Origin of the sequence: Peribacillus sp. CSMR9, assembly GCF_033141925.1 — a bacterium.
GTDB lineage: Bacteria > Bacillota > Bacilli > Bacillales > DSM-1321 > Peribacillus > Peribacillus simplex_A.
In genome coordinates this window covers 1-23,382 of sequence record NZ_JAOPHO010000063.1, presented here as the reverse complement: position 1 = coordinate 23,382, position 23,382 = coordinate 1, and the positions used below count along the sequence as shown (strand labels likewise).

Below are 23,382 nucleotides of genomic sequence, written 5' to 3'. Positions count from 1 at the left end.
GAAAATCAACGGCCAAATTGTACAACTCATAAAAAATAGACAAACTCGATTTTCATCGAGTTTGTCTACAGTCTGAAACAACTTCCTCACGGAAGTTGTTTGAGTGCATACGAAACATAGCAACAAATAAATGTATTCGCCATTTTTCAATTGTAAATGTACTTATTTAGTTTTCAACCGAATTCGTTCTCCCACTCTCTTTATGGGTTTCACATTATTAAATTTACTCCAAAGGAAACGTAACCCAGGATTACTCAAAAGCCTAGAAATCGACTGCTTACGTTTAATCTTCTTCAACATCCCTTGTTTCTCTTGAATTCCATTATAAACTCGTTGGCTATTGGAATGATCAATGTAGGGAAGATACATTTCTCTTAAAAGACCAAAGCCTTCTTTTTCTTCAAAACCGGTTTCTGTATAATCTTTAATGGTCGATATCAACTTTTCTGTAGTGAAAACTTGATCACCAAATAACTCATGATCTAAATCCATATAACTGCCTTGATACTTATTGTATGTTTCTAGATCGAATTGGTAGAAAATTACAGGCTTTTTCTGATAAAACATATCCCACGCAACACTTGAGTAGTCCGTAATCAACATGGAAGTTTGCATTAATAAGGAATTTAAGTCCTGTTCATTAGAAATGATGATCCTATGATTATTATTTGAAAAATGGTCAATAAAGTCTTCGAATTTAGGATGCAAATAAAAATACAGCGTCAAATCATGTTGCTCCAATAGCTGGCTCAATTCTTTAGATTGTAAAAACGTCCTGAACACTTGAACATACTCACTTTTTTCCACTTCCTCAAAAGGCAAGTTTTCAAGCCAAACACGCCATGTCGGCATTAATAAGATACTTTTTCCCTTAGACTTATTTTCAATGACATCCCATCGCGGCAGGCCACTTACAATAAGTTCCTTTTTACTATAGCCGAAATGGTTCTGGATGATTTTCCCTTCAGCAGGTGAAGAAACGACAAAAAGACTTGGTGCATTAATGCTTGATTTTTTAAAGATGCTATTAAGTTTCTTCAAACCAATAACACCATGTTGTAAAAAGACAAGCGGCTTATAATTCATCGCTTTTCTAATGCGGCCCTTTTGAATGCGTATGTCGTACGCATGCCCTTTTGTTTCAGAAGACACTAGCAGCTGAGCAGAAAACATGTAAACCATATATTTAAAGCTCATGAATTCAACCACTCTATTTCTCATGCCTTCCAATTTCGGATAATCTTCTGAATCAGGCTTTATAATATAATAAGCTTGTTGATGCTTATGATTTTCATAAATATATTTAAAGAAATAATAACCGTTATCTTGGGCCCTATCAGCCGTTTTCTCGTAAATCAACCAAATATTTTTTTTCATATAATAAGGACGAAGAATATTAAAAACCCAAGAAGCAAGAATTTCTTTAAAAAAGTACATATTCGACTCGTATTCTGTTTTTTCCTTATAAGTTAATGCCAATGTACCTGATGCCGTGATATATGGATAAATCCAAAAACCGTTATCAAAAGTATAGGACATTCCAAAAAGTCTTTTATTCAACTTTCTTGAGGCCGACCACGTAGGATTCTTAAATCGAATATAATGATCATTCCCATCAACCCTGACTAACAAATAAAAATCATAATAAAACGGGCGCAATTCCATTGAATCAACATCGATTTCAAAAGAAAGCTTATCTTTCCCTTTCACCTGGAACAAATACTGCTTGTCCTCGGATATATCCCTCGGCTTTAAGACTAGTCCGACCATTTCATATTCCCTTTTCATTTCAAGGCGTACGGTACCAGTCAGGAAGTTACCTTTAAAATTTAAAGACATCAGCGACATTTTTGCTGAAAGAACCTCATCCGACAGGTGGATCGGTTGTTTAATCACGATGCTTAAACCACCATTTCTGGTGATGTAGGGGGTTATCACTTGAACGCCAATAGAGGGGATTGAATGGAAATACTCATTCTTTCCCCCGCTAATTTGTATTCGATGCAGTTCCCCATTTTCTTCCACATACAATTTCCAGCGTGATGCCGCTTGATAATATTCTGCGTTAAAGCTTTTAAGGTCGATTACCATTTTTGAATCGATTATATCCGTATCGAATGTCCATCTTATTTTCATGCTTTCTTCAATGCCAATGATTTTCACGGGATGGGGATTCTTGAAATGAAAGGAGATTTTTTCATCTTTACATACTAGATGATCCACCGTGATTATCTTCTGTCCCATAGGCCGCGAACCCCCCTTTCATTCAGATTCATTAAATGATCTCTTAATGAAAAAGCCAGCTTCCTAGTTATTTTTTTGCGTTTTGCAAAGCGCCACATCTTTCTCAGCAATGTCACCTTTGTGAGTTTTTTATAAAAAGAAACTTTTCTTGGCTTTAATCTTTTTTCATTCTTTAAAATATTATTATAAATACGTTCACTGTTTTGATTGTCGATATTAGCGAAGTATTGACTTCTTTTCTCTTTAAAGATTTCTTGTTCTTCAAAGTTGTTACGTATGCTATTTTCAATGGAAGTTAACAAATCATCCGTATTCAGTGCTTGATCCCCGAATAATTCTTTATTCATATCCATGTAGCTTCCTTGTAATTCCGTATATTCATCGAGATCGAACTGATAAAAGATAGTCGGTTTTTCAAGATAGTACATATCCCAAGCAACACTTGAGTAGTCAGTGATCAAGAGTGCCGATTCACGGATCAACTTGCTGATATTAACATCACCAAACTTGATTATCTCGATCTGATCACAAGTTGTATGGAATTGATCAATAAAAGGCTGAAATTTAGGATGGACATAAAACTTCAATTCCACCTGGTGTATCCGGAGCAAATCCATCAATTTCTCCGAATTCAATAAACCGATATAACTTTTAAAGTAATTCGATTCAATGAATGCATCATTAGACACTTCATTAAGCCAATTCCTCCATGTAGGCATTAAGAAAATTTGTCGTTTTATTGGAGTTTCTTCTTTGTTTACGTCATCCCATCGACTTAAACCGGTAACGATGATATCCTTCTCGTTATATCCAAAATAATTTTTCACGATTTCTTTTTCAAAATCTGAAGAGGTAACGAACAAATCCACTTCCTCTGATGAACCCTTATTTAGCGTACTATCGATTTTCTTTAAACCCAGTACTCCATGTTGTAAAAAGACAATTCTCTTCCTTCTTAAATACTCAATCACTTTACCCTTTTGTACACGCCAAACATAAGAATGTCCCTTGGTTTCTGATGCGATGAGCAGTTTAGAGGAAAATAAATAGATCAAGTGTTTAAAGCTCATAAAATGGATTACACGATCCTCAAACCCTTTAAGGTTAGCCATATCAGGAGAATCTTTTTTTATAATATAATAGACATTTCTCTCCGGTTGTTCATTATAGCAATATTTAAAAAAGTGATAGCCATTATCCTGTGCGGTTTCTGACATCTTCTCGTAAACAAGCCAAATATTTTTATGATCATAATACCTATTAAGCATCTTATAAACGAAGTAGGATATTTTTTCTTTCCACTTGAAAATTGGTGCTTCATAAACACTTTTCATTCTGTATGTTAACGCAAGAGAGTTACTTCTTGTAATGTAAGGATATACAACATGGTCGTCCTCTTTTGAATATGAATAATCATTAATAGTCCTATTCAATTTTTTACGGACATTATCTGTTGGACGTTTAAGTTTTAATTCGTAATCCTCACCTTCTACGTCAACCAATACATAAAAATCCCAATAAAACTGTTCAAATTCGTGCTCGTCTAAATTGACTTCAGATAATATGCTCTTCTTCTTTAAAGTCACGGGAAGTCGCGTAAATGCCTCATTGTTACGATGCTTAAGTAACATTCCCTTTACTTGATAACTTTGAGCGTCTGGCAAAGAGAGTATTATTTCGATTTCAAGTATCGATTTTTTTAGAACAACATTCTTAATCAGAATTTTTGACTTTAATTTTTCATGCCGAAGTGCAAACTCTGTACCAATAACAAAGGAGAGTTCATTCCGGGCTGTTAAATAAGGTGTAAAAACATTCTCTTCATCTGCCTGAATAGAAGGTAAATATCTTTCTTCCATAGGAAGTTTCTTTTGGTCGTAAAAACCAACCCGATTCAATTCCATTACATTCGCATACGTTATCTCAATGAAAACATCCCACCTTGATGGAATTATCCCACTTCTAATAAATGGCTCCAAATTCGAATGGACTTCAATTTGTCGGGAGTTTATTTTTAGAATCGATGGCACTCGATGCATTTCTCCGCTTTTTCTATTTTTAATAACTACGTACGCGGAATTAACCTCGGCATCTTGGATATCTTCCATGGAAAAAGATAATTCATATTCATGGAAGCTTAAGTCATGTATTGGCAGTCTATTCTTCGTAATATAGAAACGAGCTTTATTGACGTCTTCACTTTCACCCAATAGAATTCCCAACTCAGCTTTAGGCGAGATATAAGCCATGGCGTGAGTTTTCACCAGTTCAAGAGGTAGCTGTTCCAATTGAGGAAATGCAAATGTTGATATGGGTTTTAATTTACTTAACTGTACATCCCCGGCAATGACCTCTTTAACATAAACCTTCCACTTTTGACCAGTTTTAAAAAAGATATCATTAAAGATTTTTTTCAAATCGATTACTAAAAGTTGTCCATCCTGTCTGAATTCGTGCGTTTGAACCCATTCTGCTGATGTGCTTTTTTCAAAAACAACGGAAGTGGGCTGACAGGAAGGCTCCATCAATCGAACGAGAAGATGGTCACCCTTTATTTCAAGTTCATCAAAATATCGTGTTTTAATGCTTTCCAATGAATTAGCCAACGGATCCATTTCGTAAAAGGAAAGCTCACTATGTCTGTGAACAAGGTTGGAATTGAACTGAAGTTTGTATGACTTTAAAACCTTGCCTATTTTCGCTTCAACATACAAGTTGGCAGAGGAAGGAATTTCAGCAAGTTTTGATAAATCCACTTCTATTGTATTCCTTTCACCCTGCACGGCTCCAATTGCTGAGGTGCACTCGGTTGCAGGATCATATATAGTCAGAAATAGCTTACCTAACTCTCCTTCTTCATGGAAAAACCTTGCCTTTTCCCCCTCCACTTCCATAGCGGAGATGTATAAATTATCTGAAACCACTTTACAAGATGCACGAAATATGCTGGCTGAATTGCCATACATTATACTTAGGGTGTTTTTTTTGTTCAGAAAGATGATTGCAGTCTCGTTTTGTGAAATTTGATAATAAGAACGGGCGAACAATCGATTCTTCATTCTTTTTATAGTAGGTTTGACCAGTCTGAACAACTCTTGGTTCATTTTAAGCAAAATTGTATAAGTTGTCCTATGTACATCTGGCCAGTTCATATTATCAAGTGAAATGGTCAAACAGGTTTCCTCATTCAAACTTTTACAAATTACTTTATCGTAAATATGTTCTTCTTTCGTTTCATTATCTTGCAATATTATATCGGCTGATTCTATATTTTCATTTATGATTATTTCAATCTTTGAGCCTCTTAAGTTAAAACTGGTTGCATGAATTGTTTCCACTAGTTGATCACCTTTTTTTCAATGTAATGTAGCTTGTTCATATTCTATGACTATCATACTATAAAAAGCAGCCCATTTTTAATGAAACTGACAATCCCTCGTTTAAATAAATATTCAAATAATTTCATAAATTTAAACAATAGGCCTCTTGTTATGATATTGTGAATTGCATACTTTTAAACATATGATTATACCAAATCACGTGAACATCAACAAAGCGGCCCGAGGCAAATGCGTTTAAACTTTGCTTATTTTAGAAATTCATTTCTATTCACCCGATTAGCTTTTACATCCTATGCATTACTCTCGTATTCTCATGGAGTTCGGATCCTTTTTCTTTCCATACTGTCTATCCCCTGAATCTACCTATGGTCACGCAATTTCCGTTTGCGCATTAAGTCTTTTTTAGAAAATTATGAAGACCCAAGATTTAACTTCTACACTCTTCCATGAAAACGGCAAGAAGCGATAACCCCTTGCCTACAATGGAAAATCCCCCTTATTTCATTCATTCTCCCTTGCACTCAAAATATTTCCTTTAGTATTGATGTAATGATATGCTTCGAATCCCATTCATGCTCAGATATCTCGATAAGGGGATATCGATTCGGTAAAACGAGTTGCTGGATCTCATGAACGGTCAGTCCTTGATGATGTAAACGCAAAATTTCACCACGGAGGTTTTCCAAATAATCTAGTTTTTTTCGGAACATTTCCTTTCCATCCGGAACATGCCCGGCATGACAGCAATACACTTCTCCAAAATCATATTGGAGTAATCTTTTTATAGAATCGATGATGATCGGGACAGACTCTTCCCGTAAGACAAGCTTTGTTTTTGGTGTTACGAAAAGATCTCCGGAAAAGAGCATGCCATTACTGTGATTCAAATACACCATATGGTCCTTCGCATGACCAGGGGTAAAAATCGGCTCCCACTTTTGGGTGCGGGAATGAATGGCCTTCCCTAGCGGATCAGCCTTAAAGGCGTCTCTCTTCCCCCAAAATTTTTTGCGATACTCAGGATATTCAGCATCCTTCGCACAAGCATCGACCGACATCGGATGAATGAATATCGGAACCTTTTTATGTTCCATTATCCAGGCTGCGCCCCCCGTATGGTCCTCATGATAGTGTGTCAGCGCCACTAAATCGAAGTCTGCGGACTCATAGAATGGAACAAGCCCTTCCAATAATATCTGTGCACCTGTATCTATCAATAGACCATCCGTTAAAAAAACATAGACACTCATCCCCGACTTGCCGCTAGGAGTCCCGTGCACACAAACCACATCATTTACTGTCTTTATCTCTATCATGCATTTCCTCCCCATTATTGGAAAAAATAGTTTTATATGCCTTTTTCACATTATTATAATAAATGTATTATCTCTTTACCCTTTTGACAAGAAAATAATGGAATAATTAACCTGGATGGAAAGGCTTGATAATTGTCATTTAGCCCATTTTTAGAGGAATGGTTTTTAACGAAAAGCACGGAACAAAAAGCAGGCGCAAGCCGAGGGCGGACCACCCGCGGAAAGCAAGTGCCTTTTGTTCCAATCAACGTTCAAATTACAAGCCATAAAAAAACTGTAGGCAAACTTGAACTGCCCCGTAAATGTTAGACACCAAACTAACATTTACGGGGTGTTTTTCTATGGCTAAATTTTCTGCCGAACAGAAAATATTTATTACGCGTCTTTACCTAGAAGGAATGCACTTTCCCTTCTCGGAAAAACTGGCAATATCCTATTCTTTTGAACTTTATTCTTTTTCGCTATAATGATATGGAAAGGGAGAAAGAAGGTGGAAACGATGCTTGAAAATCTCAAACAAAAATTCCCGAACGCTCTTACCAATAAAAAGGATACTAATGATTTTACTGACTATGTTTGGTTCGAAGACTCAAGAAGTATACTTGGCATTCCCCGTTCAGAAATCACAGCTGAAGAAATCCGTTTATTGGAACTGCTTTTTGTTCCTTCCATAAACCAAAATAACCTCAATACGTTTCCAGGCACATCATGGAAAACTTTTTTATCCGAACCGAATGCACCATTGCCTTTAACAAGCTGGGAGAATGTTCGATTCATTCATTTCAAGCTAACTCATGCTGATTATTCCCACTCCGATTTTGAAGACGCCTTCCTCGCTTTCGTTCCATCTGACGCAGCCATTGTCTGGGAAAATGAAACGGCAGGAATCTTAATTGAAACGGACAAGGATGAATCTTTATCAAATAAAGAACTAATCGCCATTTCTTCCACGCTTGAAAGTGACTTTTATGTAAAGACCCGAATGTTCACCGGGCGCTTTCACCCAGTAAATCAATACCTGCATCATCATAGGAATCAGGAGAAAAAATGTTTTGATTTGGCACAAGTACATCTGCCGGATCTAAAGGTGGCTGATTTGGCAGACATCATCCCCCATTCTTTAATAAATGACCTATCCGTTACGAATTCAAAGTGGTATATCAATGAGATTCTCGGCAAGACCAAACAGGATACTGAACTTATCAAAACGATTAAAACGTATATCGAATGTAACTCCAATGCTACCTATGCCGCCAAACAGCTTTATATACATCGGAACAGCTTACAATACCGGATAGATAAATTCACTGAAAGAACTGGTCTCGATATTAGAAACTTTCGTCACGCCTTGACCGCGTACTTGATTATATTAATGAATGATTAATTTTCATCAAAAACAGGGATCATCATCCATTTTTGTGCAATGTGCCCATACTTTTTTCTAAACTGATAGCTTAGACTATAGTTAATTAGTACAAGTAATCAGGAGTTTAAAAGGGGGATTTTTCATGGCAGAGTTAATATTAGATCATATATTCAAGATTTATGATAAAAAGGTAACGGCTGTTAAAGACTTCAACCTTCGTGTTGCCGATAAGGAATTCATAGTTTTTGTGGGACCTTCAGGTTGCGGTAAATCGACGACATTAAGGATGATTGCCGGACTGGAAGACATTTCCCAAGGGGATTTATATATAGACGGCAAGCGAGTCAATGATGTCCCTCCGAAAGATCGTGATATTGCGATGGTTTTCCAGAACTACGCCTTATATCCCCATATGTCCGTCTATGACAATATGGCATTTGGATTGAAGCTCAGGAAAACACCAAAAGCGGAAATCAAGCAAAGGGTCAATGATGCTGCAAGGATCCTCGGACTTGAAGAGCTGCTAAACAGGAAACCTAAAGCCCTTTCCGGTGGTCAGCGCCAGCGTGTGGCACTTGGCCGTGCAATTGTAAGGGACGCAAAGGTTTTTTTGATGGATGAGCCACTATCCAATCTCGACGCAAAGCTGCGGGTTCAAATGCGGGCGGAAATCGCTAAACTACATAAACGGCTGGACACCACGACGATATATGTCACACATGACCAAACAGAGGCAATGACAATGGCGACACGTCTTGTCGTAATGAAAGATGGTATCATCCAACAGGTCGGTGCACCAAAGGACGTTTACGAGAAACCCATTAACGTTTTCGTCGGCGGTTTTATCGGATCGCCTGCCATGAACTTCTTCACCGGAACATTAAAAGAAGGCACGATTAAAATTGGTGCACAAACGCTAGAAATACCAGAATTGAAGATGAAAATGCTGCGTGATCAAGGATATGTCGGAAAAGATATAATCCTTGGCATCCGTCCGGAGGATTTCCATAATGAAGGAGTTTACTTCACGGAGTCCCCAAACACAACATTCACAACCCAAATTGATGTAGCCGAGCTCATGGGCGCGGAGATCATGCTTTACTCCACATTAGAGGGGCAGGACTTCGTCGCACGGGTCGATGCCAAGAATATTATCCAGGCAGGCGAGAAAATCAAACTTGCCCTTGACATGAATAAAGCCCACTTTTTCGATAAAGGGACCGAACATCGCATTTTAGTTGAAGAAGATGAACAGATGCAGGAAAGCATGAAGTTATCTGCTAATTAAACGCAAAAAGACCCGTTCATGAATGGGTCTTTTTCGTTTATTCAAATAATATCTAAGGGGCAAATCCTATTCCTGGACCAAAACCACTTCATCATGTCCGCATTCAGAGCATTTCATGAGATGCGGGCATTGGCCTTTTTGAAGGGATTGAGGGTATCCGTCGTTTTCTTTAAGTGTGTCGATATCCATATAAGCACTGTAATCATCAGCGTAATCCATGAATTTCCCTTTATCATCAAGATCACTGCTGCACTCCGGGCAATTTACATGAATTTTTCTTAGACCGTTGCAAAGCGGGCATAAAGACATTGTTTTTCCTCCTGTCCCCGATACTTATGATTTCATTATTTGCTGATTCCATTATTTTAACATATGGGAACACCCTCCCTAAAACCAACGGGAGGGCACTCCTATGCAATTATTTATTAACCATGTCAGCAGGATCTACCCATGCTTTGAATTCAGCTTCCGTCAGGAATTCTAATTTCAACGCCGCTTCTTTTAACGTAGAGTTGTCCTTGAATGCAGTTTTGGCGATCTTGGCTGCTTTTTCATAACCAATATGCGGGTTCAATGCTGTTACCAACATAAGTGAACGGTCTACATTTTCTTTGATTTTATCTTCATTTGCAGTGATGCCAACTGCACAATTAATGTTGAAAGAGTGAATGCCTTCCGTCAATAATTTCACCGTTTGCAGGAAGTTATAGATGATGACTGGTTTGAATACATTCAGTTCAAAGTTACCTTGGCTTGCTGCAAAGCCAATCGTAGCATCGTTACCCACGATTTGTGTCGCAATCATGGTAAGCGCTTCACTTTGTGTAGGATTGACTTTACCTGGCATGATGGAGCTGCCTGGCTCGTTTTCAGGAATGGCAATTTCGCCGATTCCGCTTCTAGGGCCACTTGCCAGCCATCTGACATCGTTCGCAATTTTCATTAAATCCGCTGCCAATGCTTTCAACGCACCGTGTGCGTAGACGATTTCGTTATGGCTTGTCAATGCATGGAACTTATTATCCGAAGTGACGAAGGGATGTCCTGTATCTGCTGCAATTTGTTTGGCCGAAAGTCCTGGGAATTCTTTTTTTGTATTGATTCCCGTTCCTACAGCCGTTCCGCCTAGGGCCAGGTTCAATAATTTTTGGCTGCTTTCCTGAATCATCGCGAGATCTTTATCGAGCATCGCTTTCCAACCGGAAATTTCTTGTCCCAAAGTCAGTGGTGTTGCATCTTGAAGATGTGTCCGGCCAATTTTCACGACATCCCAAAATTCTTTTTCTTTTGAATCGAAAGTATCACGAAGTGCTTTGATGGCAGGAACCAATTTTTCAGCGACTTCCATAAAGGCTGCAATATGCATGGCGGTCGGGAAAGTATCATTGGAGCTTTGTGCCTTGTTAACGTCATCATTCGGGTGAAGGGTTTCGGATTCACCATTTTCTTTTAACCATTCATTCCCTTTGTTAGCGACCACTTCATTCACGTTCATATTACTTTGCGTACCGCTTCCCGTTTGCCAAACTACAAGTGGGAAATGTTCATCAAGCGTACCTTCAAGGATTTCGTCGCAAATCTTAACGATGGCATTCTTTTTAACCTCCGAAAGATCGCCAAGATCAAAGTTCACCTTTGCCGCAGCTTGTTTAACGTATGCAAATGCACGAACTAATTCAATCGGCATTTTTTCGTTACCGATTTTGAAATTGTTACGGCTTCTCTCCGTTTGTGCACCCCAATATTTATCGGCAGGAACTTTCACTTCACCCATCGTATCTCGTTCGATTCTGTATTCCATGTGTTCTCCTCCTATTGTTTGCACTATTCATCGAAGACATATGTATATGAAATGAATAATGTCATATTATTCTTTCTCTCTATACATTGTACAAACTTTATTTTTTTAATGCAAAAATAACCGGCCAAGCCTCCCCCTTTTTCTTTAAAATCCATTTAATATCGTGTTTATCCCTGGACCCATGCAAATTTTGGATATTCTTTTTAGACACATAAAGTGTTGACACCGCTAGTCTCCAATTGCCCTATTCATGAAAATCAAAGCACTATCATCCAAAATGTTCTTGACAGTATTTTATATATATAGTAAATTCAAAAGAAATTGAATAATCTAAACTCTTATCGAGAGAGGTAGAGGGAATGGCCCGATGACACCTCAGCAACCTTCATTTGTTTCAAACCAATGAAAAGGTGCTAATTCCACAAGTTTGTGAACTTGGAAGATAAGAAGAATGACTCGTCCCTATTTAATCAAAGTCTTCTTCTTAAAGAAGACTTTTTTTTATTTTATTTAACTAAAAAGGAGCAGTGAAAACTATGTACAAAACTGAAACATATCTTGCTCAATTAGGAAATCGCAGTGAAACGGCGACAGGAACAGTCAATCCGCCAGTATACTTTTCAACAGCTTTTCGCCATGAAGGAATCGGCCAATCGACTGGATTTGATTATACAAGGACAGGTAATCCTACACGCCAACTATTGGAACGATCCATCGCCGATCTGGAAAAAGGCGACCAAGGGTATGCCTGCAGTTCAGGAATGGCAGCCATTTCTACTATACTGGCCTTATTTAAATCAGATGATGCATGGATTGTCAGCGAAGATCTTTATGGCGGTACATATCGTCTGTTGGAACAAGGGTTTAAGAAATGGGGATTGAAGTGCGACTATGTGAACACTTGTTGTTTGGAGGATATTGAAAAAGCCATCACTCCTCACACGAAAGCCATCTTCATCGAAACTCCCACTAACCCTCTAATGCAGCAAACGGACATTAGCGCCGTTGCAGCATTGGCCAAACGATTTAATTTATTGTTAATCGTTGATAACACCTTTTACACGCCTCTTATTCAACAACCCATCCTGCTTGGAGCAGATATTGTGATCCACAGTGCAACCAAGTATCTCGGTGGTCATAATGATGTGCTCGCTGGACTGATCGTTGCTAGCGGCGCTGAATTATGTGATGCACTTGCCTTCCATCATAATGGCATGGGAGCTGTCTTGAGCCCCTTTGATTCCTGGCTGTTGATGCGCGGAATGAAAACCCTGGCATTGCGGATGGAACGTCATGAAAAGAATGCCAAGATACTTGTAGATTACTTGTCGGAACATGATTGTGTTACAGATGTATTGTATCCCGGTAGAGGAGGCATGATTTCATTCCGTATCATTGATGAAGCGGCGGTCAACCCATTTTTACAATCACTCTCATTGATTTCGTTTGCAGAAAGCCTTGGAGGGGTTGAAAGCTTCATCACCTATCCTGCTACACAAACACATGCCGATATACCGCTTGAAGTCAGAACGGCGAACGGGGTTTGCAATCGCCTGCTGCGCTTCTCCGTCGGCATTGAAGACAGCGAAGATTTGATCCAGGACTTACAGCAAGCATTCGCACATGTAAAAAGGGAGGCACTACGATGACCACTCATGATTTCAGCTTTGAAACCAAATTACTTCATAATCAACATAAATTCGATCCTGCAACAGGCGGTGTGAGCGTCCCCATTCAGCACGCATCCACTTTCCATCAATCCGATATCGATCAATTCGGCAAATATGATTACAGCAGAAGCGGGAACCCAACTCGCGGAGCACTGGAAGATATCATTGCCGAACTTGAGGAAGGCACTCACGGTTTTGCCTTTTCATCAGGTATGGCAGCCATTTCAACAGCTTTCCTGCTGTTGTCTGCCGGAGACCATATCGTCATTTCCGAAGATGTGTATGGCGGTACGTTCAGGATGGTCACAAACGTTTTGACGCGTTTCAATATTGAGCATACATTCGTTGACATGACGGACCTTGAAAGCATTAAAGCGGCCATTCAGCCAAATACGAGAGCCATATACATCGAAACGCCTTCAAATCCATTACTTAAAGTGACCGATATTAAAGCAGTATGTGATATCGCGAAAAAAGCCGGTGCCTTAAGTTTTGTTGATAATACATTCTTGACCCCAGCATTACAAAAACCACTGAATCTGGGCGCTGATGTTGTCCTTCATAGCGCAACGAAATTTTTATCCGGTCATAGTGATGTGATAGCTGGACTAGCCGTAGTAAAAGATCCGGATTTGGCAGTAAGACTCGGTTCCCTCCAAAACTCCTTTGGAGCGGTTCTTGGTGTACAGGACGCCTGGCTTGTAATGAGAGGTCTGAAAACCTTGTCCGTTAGAATGGAACACTCCCAAAAAGGGGCAGAAAAGATTGCCGCCTACTTAAATGAGCAGCCTTTGGTGAAAAAGGTTTATTATCCTGGCCTGGCCGATCATCCACAGCACGAAATCCAGCAAGGCCAGTCGCTTGGTGCAGGGGCGGTCCTATCATTTGAATTGGAAAGCGAAGAAGTCTTCCGCTCTTTCGTGAACACTGTCGAGCTTCCTGTCTTTGCCGTAAGCCTTGGAGCGGTCGAATCGATTTTATCCTACCCGGCCAAAATGTCCCATGCTGCCATGCCTGCTGATGAAAGGGAAAAGCGAGGCATCACGAACAGCTTGCTCCGCCTCTCTGTCGGACTTGAAAATCCGGACGATCTAATCAAGGATTTCGATGTTGCCCTCGTAAATATTACAAAAGGGGAAGCAATTGCTGCAAAATGATTAAAGGATGGGTGCCTCATAAATTATGGGCACCCACTAGTTTGCATCATTTTAATTCTTTTTCAATCTATTAATAAATAAAGGCCAACGATTTCTCGATGGCCTCTCTTTCATTTCTTCATATTATATTTATCCAAAAAGCGGTCCACCCGTCCGCCTTTTTCAGCAAACTTCTGCTTTCCAGTATAAAAAGGGTGGGTATCTGAACTGATCTCCACTTTTAATAACGGATACGTTTGCCCATCTTCCCACTCGATCGTTTCATTGGACGTTTTCGTGGAACCTGTCAAAAATTTATAACCACTGTTGGTATCCATAAATACTACTTGTCGATAATCGGGATGAATTTCTTGTTTCACTATTATCACCTCATTGTTAATATGGGTATACCTTAAACGTAATGATTACTATTATCAATCATTTTGCTTGAAGGTGCCAATAACCGGCACCTCCTTATAGTTTAATCTTGATTATCCATACTTATTCAATTGTGCTTCAACCGGCCATCCCGTTATGCGGACCTGCCTGCAGTTCATACATTTGAAAATACTTCCCTTTTAATTCCATTAATTCTTCATGTGTACCTTGCTCGGAAATCCGCCCTTTATCCAGTACAAGAATTTGGTCGGCATTTTTAATCGTGGAAAGTCTATGTGCAATGATAAAGGTCGTTCTCCCTTTTTTCAGCACATCCATTCCCTCCTGGATAATTGCCTCGGTTTCAGTGTCGATGCTTGCAGTCGCTTCATCCAATATCAGAATCGCCGGATTGAATGCAAGAGCACGTGCAAAAGAGATGAGCTGCCGCTGTCCAGAAGATAACGTTCCTCCTTTTTCAATCACGGGTTCATCCAGCCCTAAAGGAAGATGCTTCAGCACTTTGTCCCCTCCTACATCTTTTAATGATTTTTCAACCATTTCCCTTGTGATGCCTTTATGATTCAGACTGATATTGGAAGCGATGGTGCCAGTAAATAAATAGGGATCCTGTAGGACGATTCCCATATGCTCCCTAAGCGTTTGATGGGGGATATCCAAAATATTCCTGCCATCAATTTTGATTTGCCCTTCGCTGCTATCATAAAAACGGAACAGTAAATTCATTATTGAACTTTTTCCTGATCCAGTATGGCCTACTAAAGCGACCGTTTCCCCTTGCTTAGCTGAGAAGGAAATGTCCCTTAACACATATTCATCATCATTATAGCCAAAAGAAACATTTTCAAATTGCACGTTTCCTTTGTATCTGGATATGTTTTCATCACTGACAGCCAATCCCTGTTCATCCAATAAACTGAATGCCCGCTCCCCTGCAACAAGTGCCTGTTCTAGGTTAGCGAACTGATTGACAATTCCGTGAAGCGGATGAAGCAGTCGGCTAATCAAATCAACAATTGCATACATCATTCCTAAAGAAATGGCTGAACTCGCTGTAAGGGAAATCCCGCCGAAATACCAGACGAATGCCATTAGCGCCAAAACCTTAATGACACCAATCAAGTTTCCACCCGTCAACGAATTCAAATGGAGCATTTTATTTTGATAGGAATAATGCTCCCGGTTCAAATTTTCAAATGTTTGCTTCGTTTCCTTTTCACGTCCAAATGCCTGAATGATGCTCATTCCAGAAATGGATTCATTGATCATCCCATTAATATCGCTGACCCGTTCCCTAATGATGTGATTATATTTCGAGGCGAATTTACGGTATACAGTCGTCCAGATAACGATGATCGGAATAAGTAAAAGACCAATGGTACCAACACGTACATCCAGAATAAACAAAGCAATGAGAACGCCGAAGATATTAATTGTGCTCGAGAAAAAGTTGGCGAGCACGGTTACATATAATTCCCGGATCGCTTCCGTATCATTAGTGACCCTTGCTACAACTTTTCCCGCTGGCATATTATCGAAATAACGTATCGGTAAACGGGAAATATGCTTAAAAATATCATTTCGCATCTTCTGAATGATTCGGTTGGCCGCTTTCTGCAAATAAAAACTCTGCCCATATTGAAAAATGGAAGAAATGATGACAAGGCCAAAGTAAAAAGCCACAAGCTTAAGGATCCGCGGAATTTCCGGTTGGTAAAACCGCATCACTTCCTGACTGGTCAACTTCACTGCTTGCGCCCGTTGCTCTTTTCCGTCTTTCTTAATGATCAACGATTGGTTCTCCAAGGTTCTGCGTCCATCCATTGGTACAGCTTCATTTACGAAGACAAATTGATTGCCAACCTGCAGAACGTGGACTTCCCTGCCTTTCTTCTCACCTTCAGTGAAGTAATCAGACCGTTTATACCATTTTTCTTCATACTCCACAGCATCTTTTCCTTTAACCGTTTCATACCAGGAGGATTCGATGCCAAGTATATGTGAATCAATGATTTTCTTGGCAACGAACGGACCCGTTAAATCGGCCGCTACCGAAAGTGCCAGCATGATCAGGGCGCCAATGATCAATTTTTTATAAAGGGCAGCATAATTAAAAAGTTTCTTTACGACCTTCATGCCTTCACCTCCGTTCCTTCATCAACCTGCTGCCGCTCGTATTGCTCCCTATACCAGCCATTATCCTGCAGTAAATCTTCGTGAGTCCCCTCTTCGATGATTTCTCCGCCATCCAACACGATAATCCTATCCGCGTGCTGAACGGCTGATAAGCGATGGGTTGTGATGATGGTCGTTTTCCCTGCCCGTTCATTTTGGATATTTTCAATGATGGTCGTTTCCGTTTTCGCATCCACAGCGGATAAGGAATCATCCAATATTAGGATTTCTGGATTTTTGATCAGTGCCCTGGCAATCGAGATCCTCTGCTTTTGCCCGCCAGATAGAGCGACACCCTTCTCACCGACAAGTGTCTCAAGGCGGTTGGGCAGCATCATTAAGTCCTTCTCAAAATCCGCAAGCCGGATAGCTTCAGCCAGTTCATCTTCCGTTGCATCCATTTTACCGAATAAGATATTTTCCCTCACAGACTTTGAGAATAAAAAATGGTCCTGTGGGACATAGCCGATCCAATTACGAATATCTTCAATGTCCAGTTGCTCCAGCGGCATGCCTGCAAAAGCAATTTCTCCTCTTCCTAAAGGATATTCCCGCAGCAATTGCTTCACGAATGTCGTTTTTCCACTTCCTGTCTTCCCAACTATCCCTAATGTTTGACCACGCTCAAGCTGAACGGAAATATTGGATAGATTCACAACTGTTGAGGATGGGTATGTAAAAAACACGGAATTGAATTGGATATTTTCCGGATTCGGAATACTCTTCAGACCCAATGAGTTCTTCACATCCGCCTCATATGAAAGGGTGTCTTGAACACGGTCAAGCGAAGCATTTCCCCTTTGCATGACATTGATCAGTTCACCCACCGCGATCATCGGCCAAATTAACATGCCTAGGTAAACATTGAACGAAACAAGTCCGCCAAGCGTTATGGCCTGTTGAAAAACAAGATAAGCCCCGTAGCCCAAACCGATTAAATAACTGATGCCGATGATAATGCTTATCGTCGGATCAAAGAGGGCGTCGATTCTTGCCACCGCGAGATTTTTGCGATAAACATCCTCTGTCATTTCATCAAATCGCTTTTCATCCTCCCGTTCCTGGACATAGGCCCGGATGACCCGGACACCTGAAATGGATTCAAGGACCTTGTCATTTAAAGAACCAAATGCTGCTTGTGCATCCGTAAAACGTTTGTAAATTTTCTTCACGTAGATTTGCATCATCACTGCCATGATCGGAAGTGGCAGCACCGCCGCAATCGTCAACTCCCAGCTGATGGTGGCGCCCATCATGACCACAACCGTAATGGTGAACAGAACCGAGTCAACGAGCGTCAATATCCCGAAACCAGCTGTGAGGGAAATTGCCTTTAAATCATTGGTTGCCCTGGCCATTAAATCCCCTGTACGGTTTTTTTCATAAAAAGTCGGCGTCATTTTCAGCAAATGGCTCATAAATCCGGACCTTATTTTTCGTTCGACCAAGTTTCCGCCGCCGAATAACAGAAAACTCCATAAGTAACCAAATAAGTAGCTTCCGCCCAGTACCATAAGCAAATAAACAACGTATTTCATGACACCCTCCTGCGTCATGCTGCCATTATTCATATCATCGATGGCATTTCCGACGAGCTTTGGCGGGATAACCTCCAGGATATTGACTAGACATAGAAATAAAATGGCATAGGTATAGCGCTGCCACTGTTCTTTAAAGAACCAGGACAGCTTTTTAAAAATCGCAAACATGAATTCCCCTCCCTTTTGTTAAAACCTTTCCCTTCACTAACCGCTTTCTGGATCTCCGGGCTGCAGTAAGACTCCCAATGTCATTTGTCTCATTTAAAACTCCTCCTATCTCTTATATGGAAAGGCTGCTATTGCACCTGTATCCCCAAAGCCAAAAAGCCTCCGCCAATTAGCGGAAGCTTTTTTAGATGTGTAAGAACACATATAAAGGCGCAGGCCGCGAAAATTCACAACCTGCGCTTTAAAATGATCAATGAGCACGTTCTAATCCTTTGTCTAGAAAGACAAAGTTTCAGGGCAGGCGGACGTATGATATTCAATTGTGATATCTATGTGCTTAACTGATTTAGTCATGACGTTCGCCTCCTTCTCCTTGATTAATGGTAATATTTAACTTATCTTAAAAGATTACTACGTGTGTATATTTTTGTCAATTGTGACTTTTCTAGATTATTGATGGATAATCCTTTATTCTTATAATGACGTAACCTAAGGAGGTTCAGCATATGCCATGGAGAAAATATATACTCCTAGCGGTTCCCTTTTTATTATCATCCATTTTCATCTTATTTGCCGTACCGGTCCAATATAGACCGGTTTCCTTCATTCCTGTTTTACTTTTCTGGATAGTTTATTATATTTTATTGTACCGGGAAAAGAAGAAGAAAAATAACTGATGACGAAAGAAAACCATCAACAATCAACTTGAGGGCGTTGCAAATGCAACGCCCCTTTCTTGACGGCTCTGCATATAATGATCGAAAAACATTCGTGGTGATTGTATGTTCTCGCAATATGTGCAGAAGCTGTTAGGCAAACTCCCTGTCAAAACAAAACCCATCATCGATGCTGAAAGATATGACACGCTAAAATCCCATTTACAAAAAGAGCTTTTTCAGCCTTTGGATGTTTCTAAAGCTTTTTTACCTATGGAATCGGCTCTTATAAAAAGCATTCGGACCGAAGCAGCTGCCTGGAACCGGAATAATGCTACAAGAACACAAGCATATCTGGCCTTTTATAATCGTAATCCAGAGGTCCATTGGGCCTTTTTAGCACATATGGTTTCGAGGAATGGGGGATACCATATGACTGATTTGAAAAGTTCATCCATGACCCATCTCTTTGACAGAGCGGAACGGCAGAAATTTTTCCAGTTCCTTGAGCGCGCCAATTCAGCGATATTTGCCGATGCCTTCCCCCAGCTGCTTTTATATGAACATTCTAAACAAAAAGAACTTCCAATAAGGAAGTATTTTCCGGTATTCCTCATTTCAAGATTCATGGCCCCGATTTGGGAATCTTTCATCGAGGAACCCCATTCACCCCTTTTGACAACATCCCTTATCATTAATGAACAAAGAATGCTTCAGGAAAGGGTAATAAAACGCACCCGCCATGGTGAAATCCTTCGAAGGCTCGATTTTCAGCTACAGGAATACTTAGGCTTCATGAACGTTATCTTTCCTTACGCGAATAAACAAGACGGACTCCGTTCCTTGACCGGCCTTACCGTAGACCGCTTTGCCAATCCGAAACAGCGTATTGAAACGGGAAAATTCTTATACGGGCTTCTTTTTCAGGATCCGGTTGTTTTTCACGGTGTTGGCCAATTTACAAAAGAGGTTCCACACACGGGTTCAAGAGAGGATTACTGGGAAAGCATATATACCTCTGATGCATCCGCGGCAAAAGACGATAAAGTTTATAGCCCCATTCTTCATGATGCATGGGCAGATCAAATTGTCTTTCCTCCCCCTTCCATTGATTGGTTCACGAATGAAAGCTTCATAGAAGATTTAAGAAGTTCACCGATTATAAAAAAAGCGGACCTGACCAACAAGGTGCTTGAAAATGTAAAGCATCTCAAAACCCTTAACGGAATGAAAGCCATTTTCTAGATCAAGCCTCTTACTTTGAATATCCCATCCTCCATTTGGCAAGAATGGTTAGCAAAAAGAATGGGTGAATCGAATGAGAGGCATTGTACTATTGAATCCAAACTACAATATCGGGGATTTACATACAAACGAAAGCTTTGCAATCCAAAAGATCATGACGGACAAGTATATAGACGAAAAAAATATTTCCCCGGTCATATTGAATCCGTATCAAATCCATCCTTATTACACCATCCCGCATGAGCTTCTTTTCAATTTACAGAATCGAAAAAAGTGTCAAATCGATTGCCTGGTGCTTCACTCTCTAGCTACGATGGAACGTTTCATCTATATTTACCCTGAAAAATGGCTTGAGCTATGCGGATATTTCAAAGAGATCATCAGTGTCGCGACTCAAACTCCGGTTAGGAATTATGAAGCAAATTAATGCTTGAATAAAAAATCATGGTACTTAAGGCATTGTGAATGGATTCTCCAGGGTGAAAAGTCCTTGATTGTTCATTTACCATGACCATCCTTCCAAAGTACTTTGATTTGAGCTTCCCTTTTTTACATAGCTACACGATAACGAAACTCCTTTATTATTGCCGCAGTATTCTTCTTCCTCTTTTAAAATCCCTCCCAAATCATTGGCAATTAATTCAGATTAATTTTCCCAATTGTGCGATTACTAGGAATTTTATAACTCCTAAACTATCTTTTGGAAATATAGATAAATTTACGGATAAAGCATAGAAAAATAAGTTAATTTTATATATCATTGGAGATAGGAATTTTCTTATTTTTTACTTTTACTAGAAAGGAATGTTAATGATGACCAAAGAAAAAAAGAAAAAAAACCCAATTCCTTTCCGATTGAACATTTTTTTCTTTTTAATATTCATTTTATTTTCAAGCTTAATAATCCGGCTTGGCATCGTCCAAATCGTGTATGGGGATGATTACCTCCGCGAAGTCGATCGAACGGAAAACGATGTGGCCAATACCCCCGTTCCCCGTGGGAAGATGTATGACCGGAACTTGAATCCGGTCGTTGATAATGAGCCACGCAATGCCATTACTTATACGAAATACCCGAATACGAAAACGGCCGATATGGTAAAGACGGCTGAGGTCCTTGCTACCTTGATAGAAAAAGATACAAAAAAGGTAACGACCCCGGATAAAAAGGATTTTTGGATTTTAAAACATCCGAAAAATGCCGAAGCTTTGATTACCAAGGCCGAGAGGAAGAAAGTAGACGAAAAGAAACTGAAGCAAAAAGATTTATACAAACTTCAAATGGAACGGGTAACCGATGAGAATATCAAGGAATTCACCAAGGATGAATTGGAAGTGATAGCCATCTTCCGGGAATTCAATAGTGGCTATGCCCTCGCTCCTTCCATCGTGAAGAACAAAGATGTCACTACAAAGGAATACGCCAGGGTCAGTGAGCATTTGGATGAAATGCCAGGCGTGGACGTAACGACTGATTGGGAAAGGACCTATAAGTATGACGAGACCCTCCGCTCGGTTCTGGGCAAAGTCTCTTCTTCCGAAGAAGGGATTCCCAGTGAAAATATTGACTATTATCTGGCACGCGACTATACCAGGAATGATCGGGTCGGAAAAAGTTATCTCGAAAAACAATATGAAGATGTCCTGCGCGGCCAAAAGACGCGGGTTGAAAATGTGCTGAGCAAAGGGGAGGTCATCAAAACGAATACCCTCACCGAAGGACAAAGCGGAAAAGACTTGGTCCTGACAATTGATATGGAGCTGCAGCAAAAGGTAGAAGCTATAATCGAGAGCGAATTGCGGAGGGCGAAAGCTAAGGGAAATACCTACTTTTTGGATCGTGCCTTCGTCGTTTTGATGGACCCGAATACAGGCGAGGTACTTACGATGGCCGGTAGGCAATACGGTCGTAACAGTAAAACCGGCTTGACCGAAATGAACGATTTTGCCCTTGGAAACATTACGACCTCCTATACGATGGGATCATCCGTTAAAGGAGCCACTGTCTACACAGGCTTTCAGACAGGAGCCATCGCACCAGGGTCAGCTTTTTTTGACAGAAAACTCCTTTTAGCAGGGGCTCCTAAGAAAGGCTCTTATAATGATTTAGGGTATGTAACGGATGTCACCGCGTTAAAGAAATCGTCGAATGTCTATATGTTCATGACCGCAATCAAAATTGCCGGAGGGCATTATATTCCCAATCGACCGCTCGGAATCAACCGGGAAGCTTATGCAATCATGCGGAATCATTATGCCCAATTTGGATTGGGTGTCCGCACAGGCATCGACCTGCCAAATGAATCCGTAGGGTTTAAAGGCGTCGACATGTCTACAGATGGATTGCTGCTGGATTTATCAATTGGCCAGTATGATACATATACTCCTATGCAATTGGCACAGTACGCATCGACGATTGCAAACGGTGGAAAAAGGCTTGAGCCACATATGGTCAAGGAAATCAGAAATCCTTCTGACGAACACAAAGAATTGGGGAGCGTTTTTAAAACGATGAGTCCCAAAGTGTTAAACGATTTAGGCGGGAAAGACGTTTGGATCCAGCGTGTCCAAGAAGGGTTCAGACAGGTTGCCCAGGAACCAGGCGGGACGGCATATAAATATTTCGGCGGTAAGTCCTACCGTGCGGCAGCGAAAACGGGGACAGCCGAAGCCTTTTATGACGGACCGCGAAGAAATCAATATAGTAAACAAGTAGATACCACTAATCTAACACTTGCAGGTTATGCACCAAACAATAACCCGGAAGTGGCATTCTCTGTCGTTGTGCCATGGGCCTATCAAGGCAAGCCTGCTGACGATATTAACAAACAGATCGGGAAGCAAGTAATGGACACCTATTTTAAATTGAAGGAAAAAAGATCAAAAAGTGAATCTAATGCAGACAATGCAATAGAAAGCACACAATGATGGTTTACACAAAAGGCCTGCTCGATTAAGAGGAGGCTGCTGAAAAACTCACGTTTTTCTAACTAGTACGGTAAATCAAACTAAAAAAAAGACAATTCTCATTCGATA

Annotated in this window: 16 protein-coding genes and 1 riboswitch; of the genes, 8 read left to right on the top strand and 8 right to left on the bottom strand. The window is 40.3% G+C overall.

The features are described 5' to 3' along the window. Positions 1-162: 162 nt before the first annotated feature. The 3 genes from N9I19_RS20210 to N9I19_RS20200 all read right to left on the bottom strand — a co-directional run bounded on the left by N9I19_RS20210 (position 163) and on the right by N9I19_RS20200 (position 6,901). Positions 163-2,244 carry a CDP-glycerol glycerophosphotransferase family protein gene (locus N9I19_RS20210; protein WP_289338019.1) on the bottom strand — a complete coding sequence of 694 codons (2,082 nt, stop codon included), beginning with the start codon at positions 2,242-2,244 and terminating at the stop codon, positions 163-165. Beyond that, positions 2,229-5,582, bottom strand: a complete 3,354-nt coding sequence (locus tag N9I19_RS20205) for a CDP-glycerol glycerophosphotransferase family protein (RefSeq protein WP_317778802.1) — start codon at positions 5,580-5,582, stop codon at positions 2,229-2,231. The genes N9I19_RS20210 and N9I19_RS20205 overlap by 16 nt, the downstream gene beginning before the upstream one ends. A gap of 524 nt (positions 5,583-6,106) precedes the next feature. Further along, a complete protein-coding gene (locus N9I19_RS20200) occupies positions 6,107-6,901 on the bottom strand; it encodes an MBL fold metallo-hydrolase (RefSeq protein ID WP_317778801.1) in 795 nt (264 codons plus the stop codon). Between the two features lie 499 nt (positions 6,902-7,400). Between N9I19_RS20200 and N9I19_RS20195 the strand changes: the two genes are divergently transcribed. Both N9I19_RS20195 and N9I19_RS20190 read left to right on the top strand, forming a co-directional pair. Beyond that, on the top strand, positions 7,401-8,285 hold the full coding sequence (locus tag N9I19_RS20195; protein ID WP_317778800.1) for a PucR family transcriptional regulator: 885 nt from the start codon (positions 7,401-7,403) through the stop codon (positions 8,283-8,285). Between the two features lie 124 nt (positions 8,286-8,409). Continuing rightward, positions 8,410-9,555 carry an ABC transporter ATP-binding protein gene (locus tag N9I19_RS20190; protein WP_061461985.1) on the top strand — a complete coding sequence of 382 codons (1,146 nt, stop codon included), beginning with the start codon at positions 8,410-8,412 and terminating at the stop codon, positions 9,553-9,555. 66 nt (positions 9,556-9,621) lie between these two features. On the opposite strand, the gene N9I19_RS20185 is transcribed toward N9I19_RS20190, so the two are convergent. After that, positions 9,622-9,864, bottom strand: coding sequence for a hypothetical protein (locus tag N9I19_RS20185; RefSeq protein WP_089363779.1), 243 nt, complete (start codon positions 9,862-9,864; stop codon positions 9,622-9,624). A gap of 109 nt (positions 9,865-9,973) precedes the next feature. Beyond that, complete coding sequence (gene fumC / locus N9I19_RS20180) at positions 9,974-11,356, bottom strand: class II fumarate hydratase (RefSeq protein ID WP_061461983.1); 1,383 nt, start codon at positions 11,354-11,356, stop codon at positions 9,974-9,976. Positions 11,357-11,691: 335 nt separating this feature from the next. Continuing rightward, positions 11,692-11,805: riboswitch (SAM riboswitch) on the top strand. 87 nt (positions 11,806-11,892) lie between these two features. Here fumC and N9I19_RS20175 point away from each other — a divergent pair. Both N9I19_RS20175 and metC read left to right on the top strand, forming a co-directional pair. Next, positions 11,893-13,005: a methionine biosynthesis PLP-dependent protein gene (locus tag N9I19_RS20175; protein WP_061461982.1), complete on the top strand. Its 1,113-nt coding sequence runs from the start codon at positions 11,893-11,895 to the stop codon at positions 13,003-13,005. Next, positions 13,002-14,183 carry a cystathionine beta-lyase gene (gene metC, locus N9I19_RS20170; protein WP_317778799.1) on the top strand — a complete coding sequence of 394 codons (1,182 nt, stop codon included), beginning with the start codon at positions 13,002-13,004 and terminating at the stop codon, positions 14,181-14,183. Before N9I19_RS20175 ends, metC begins: the two co-directional genes overlap by 4 nt. 110 nt (positions 14,184-14,293) lie before the next feature. Here metC and N9I19_RS20165 read toward each other — a convergent pair whose 3' ends face one another. From N9I19_RS20165 to N9I19_RS20155, 3 genes are all read right to left on the bottom strand, one after another. After that, positions 14,294-14,542, bottom strand: a complete 249-nt coding sequence (locus tag N9I19_RS20165; RefSeq protein ID WP_061461980.1) for a type B 50S ribosomal protein L31 — start codon at positions 14,540-14,542, stop codon at positions 14,294-14,296. 136 nt (positions 14,543-14,678) lie between these two features. Beyond that, entirely contained in the window at positions 14,679-16,697 is a 2,019-nt protein-coding gene (locus N9I19_RS20160) for an ABC transporter ATP-binding protein (RefSeq protein WP_317778798.1), read from the bottom strand. Next, positions 16,694-18,445 carry an ABC transporter ATP-binding protein gene (locus N9I19_RS20155; protein WP_317778797.1) on the bottom strand — a complete coding sequence of 584 codons (1,752 nt, stop codon included), beginning with the start codon at positions 18,443-18,445 and terminating at the stop codon, positions 16,694-16,696. The genes N9I19_RS20160 and N9I19_RS20155 overlap by 4 nt, the downstream gene beginning before the upstream one ends. A 506-nt stretch (positions 18,446-18,951) precedes the next feature. Here N9I19_RS20155 and N9I19_RS20150 point away from each other — a divergent pair. From N9I19_RS20150 to N9I19_RS20135, 4 genes are all read left to right on the top strand, one after another. Continuing rightward, the gene (locus tag N9I19_RS20150; protein WP_155727248.1) at positions 18,952-19,122 is read left to right on the top strand and encodes a hypothetical protein; all 171 of its coding nucleotides are present in this window, start codon (positions 18,952-18,954) and stop codon (positions 19,120-19,122) included. A gap of 105 nt (positions 19,123-19,227) precedes the next feature. After that, positions 19,228-20,346, top strand: a complete 1,119-nt coding sequence (locus tag N9I19_RS20145) for a DUF2515 family protein (RefSeq protein WP_317778796.1) — start codon at positions 19,228-19,230, stop codon at positions 20,344-20,346. Between the two features lie 73 nt (positions 20,347-20,419). Continuing rightward, the gene (locus N9I19_RS20140) at positions 20,420-20,773 is read left to right on the top strand and encodes a hypothetical protein (protein WP_317778795.1); all 354 of its coding nucleotides are present in this window, start codon (positions 20,420-20,422) and stop codon (positions 20,771-20,773) included. Positions 20,774-21,159: 386 nt separating this feature from the next. Beyond that, positions 21,160-23,274 (top strand): peptidoglycan D,D-transpeptidase FtsI family protein, encoded by a 2,115-nt coding sequence (locus N9I19_RS20135; protein WP_317778794.1) that lies wholly within the window; start codon positions 21,160-21,162, stop codon positions 23,272-23,274. Positions 23,275-23,382: the final 108 nt, after the last annotated feature.

Bases quoted from the DNA above. Each gene is read 5' to 3' on its own strand.
- fumC (WP_061461983.1), bottom strand. From the start codon at position 11,356: ATGGAATACAGAATCGAACGAGATACGATGGGTGAAGTGAAAGTTCCT.
- N9I19_RS20145 (WP_317778796.1), top strand. From the start codon at position 19,228: ATGTTCTCGCAATATGTGCAGAAGCTGTTAGGCAAACTCCCTGTCAAA.
- N9I19_RS20140 (WP_317778795.1), top strand. From the start codon at position 20,420: ATGAGAGGCATTGTACTATTGAATCCAAACTACAATATCGGGGATTTA.
- N9I19_RS20160 (WP_317778798.1), bottom strand. From the start codon at position 16,697: ATGAAGGTCGTAAAGAAACTTTTTAATTATGCTGCCCTTTATAAAAAA.
- N9I19_RS20190 (WP_061461985.1), top strand. From the start codon at position 8,410: ATGGCAGAGTTAATATTAGATCATATATTCAAGATTTATGATAAAAAG.
- N9I19_RS20200 (WP_317778801.1), bottom strand. From the start codon at position 6,901: ATGATAGAGATAAAGACAGTAAATGATGTGGTTTGTGTGCACGGGACT.
- metC (WP_317778799.1), top strand. From the start codon at position 13,002: ATGACCACTCATGATTTCAGCTTTGAAACCAAATTACTTCATAATCAA.
- N9I19_RS20195 (WP_317778800.1), top strand. From the start codon at position 7,401: ATGCTTGAAAATCTCAAACAAAAATTCCCGAACGCTCTTACCAATAAA.
- N9I19_RS20185 (WP_089363779.1), bottom strand. From the start codon at position 9,864: ATGTCTTTATGCCCGCTTTGCAACGGTCTAAGAAAAATTCATGTAAAT.
- N9I19_RS20155 (WP_317778797.1), bottom strand. From the start codon at position 18,445: ATGTTTGCGATTTTTAAAAAGCTGTCCTGGTTCTTTAAAGAACAGTGG.
- N9I19_RS20210 (WP_289338019.1), bottom strand. From the start codon at position 2,244: ATGGGACAGAAGATAATCACGGTGGATCATCTAGTATGTAAAGATGAA.
- N9I19_RS20175 (WP_061461982.1), top strand. From the start codon at position 11,893: ATGTACAAAACTGAAACATATCTTGCTCAATTAGGAAATCGCAGTGAA.
- N9I19_RS20150 (WP_155727248.1), top strand. From the start codon at position 18,952: ATGCCATGGAGAAAATATATACTCCTAGCGGTTCCCTTTTTATTATCA.
- N9I19_RS20135 (WP_317778794.1), top strand. From the start codon at position 21,160: ATGACCAAAGAAAAAAAGAAAAAAAACCCAATTCCTTTCCGATTGAAC.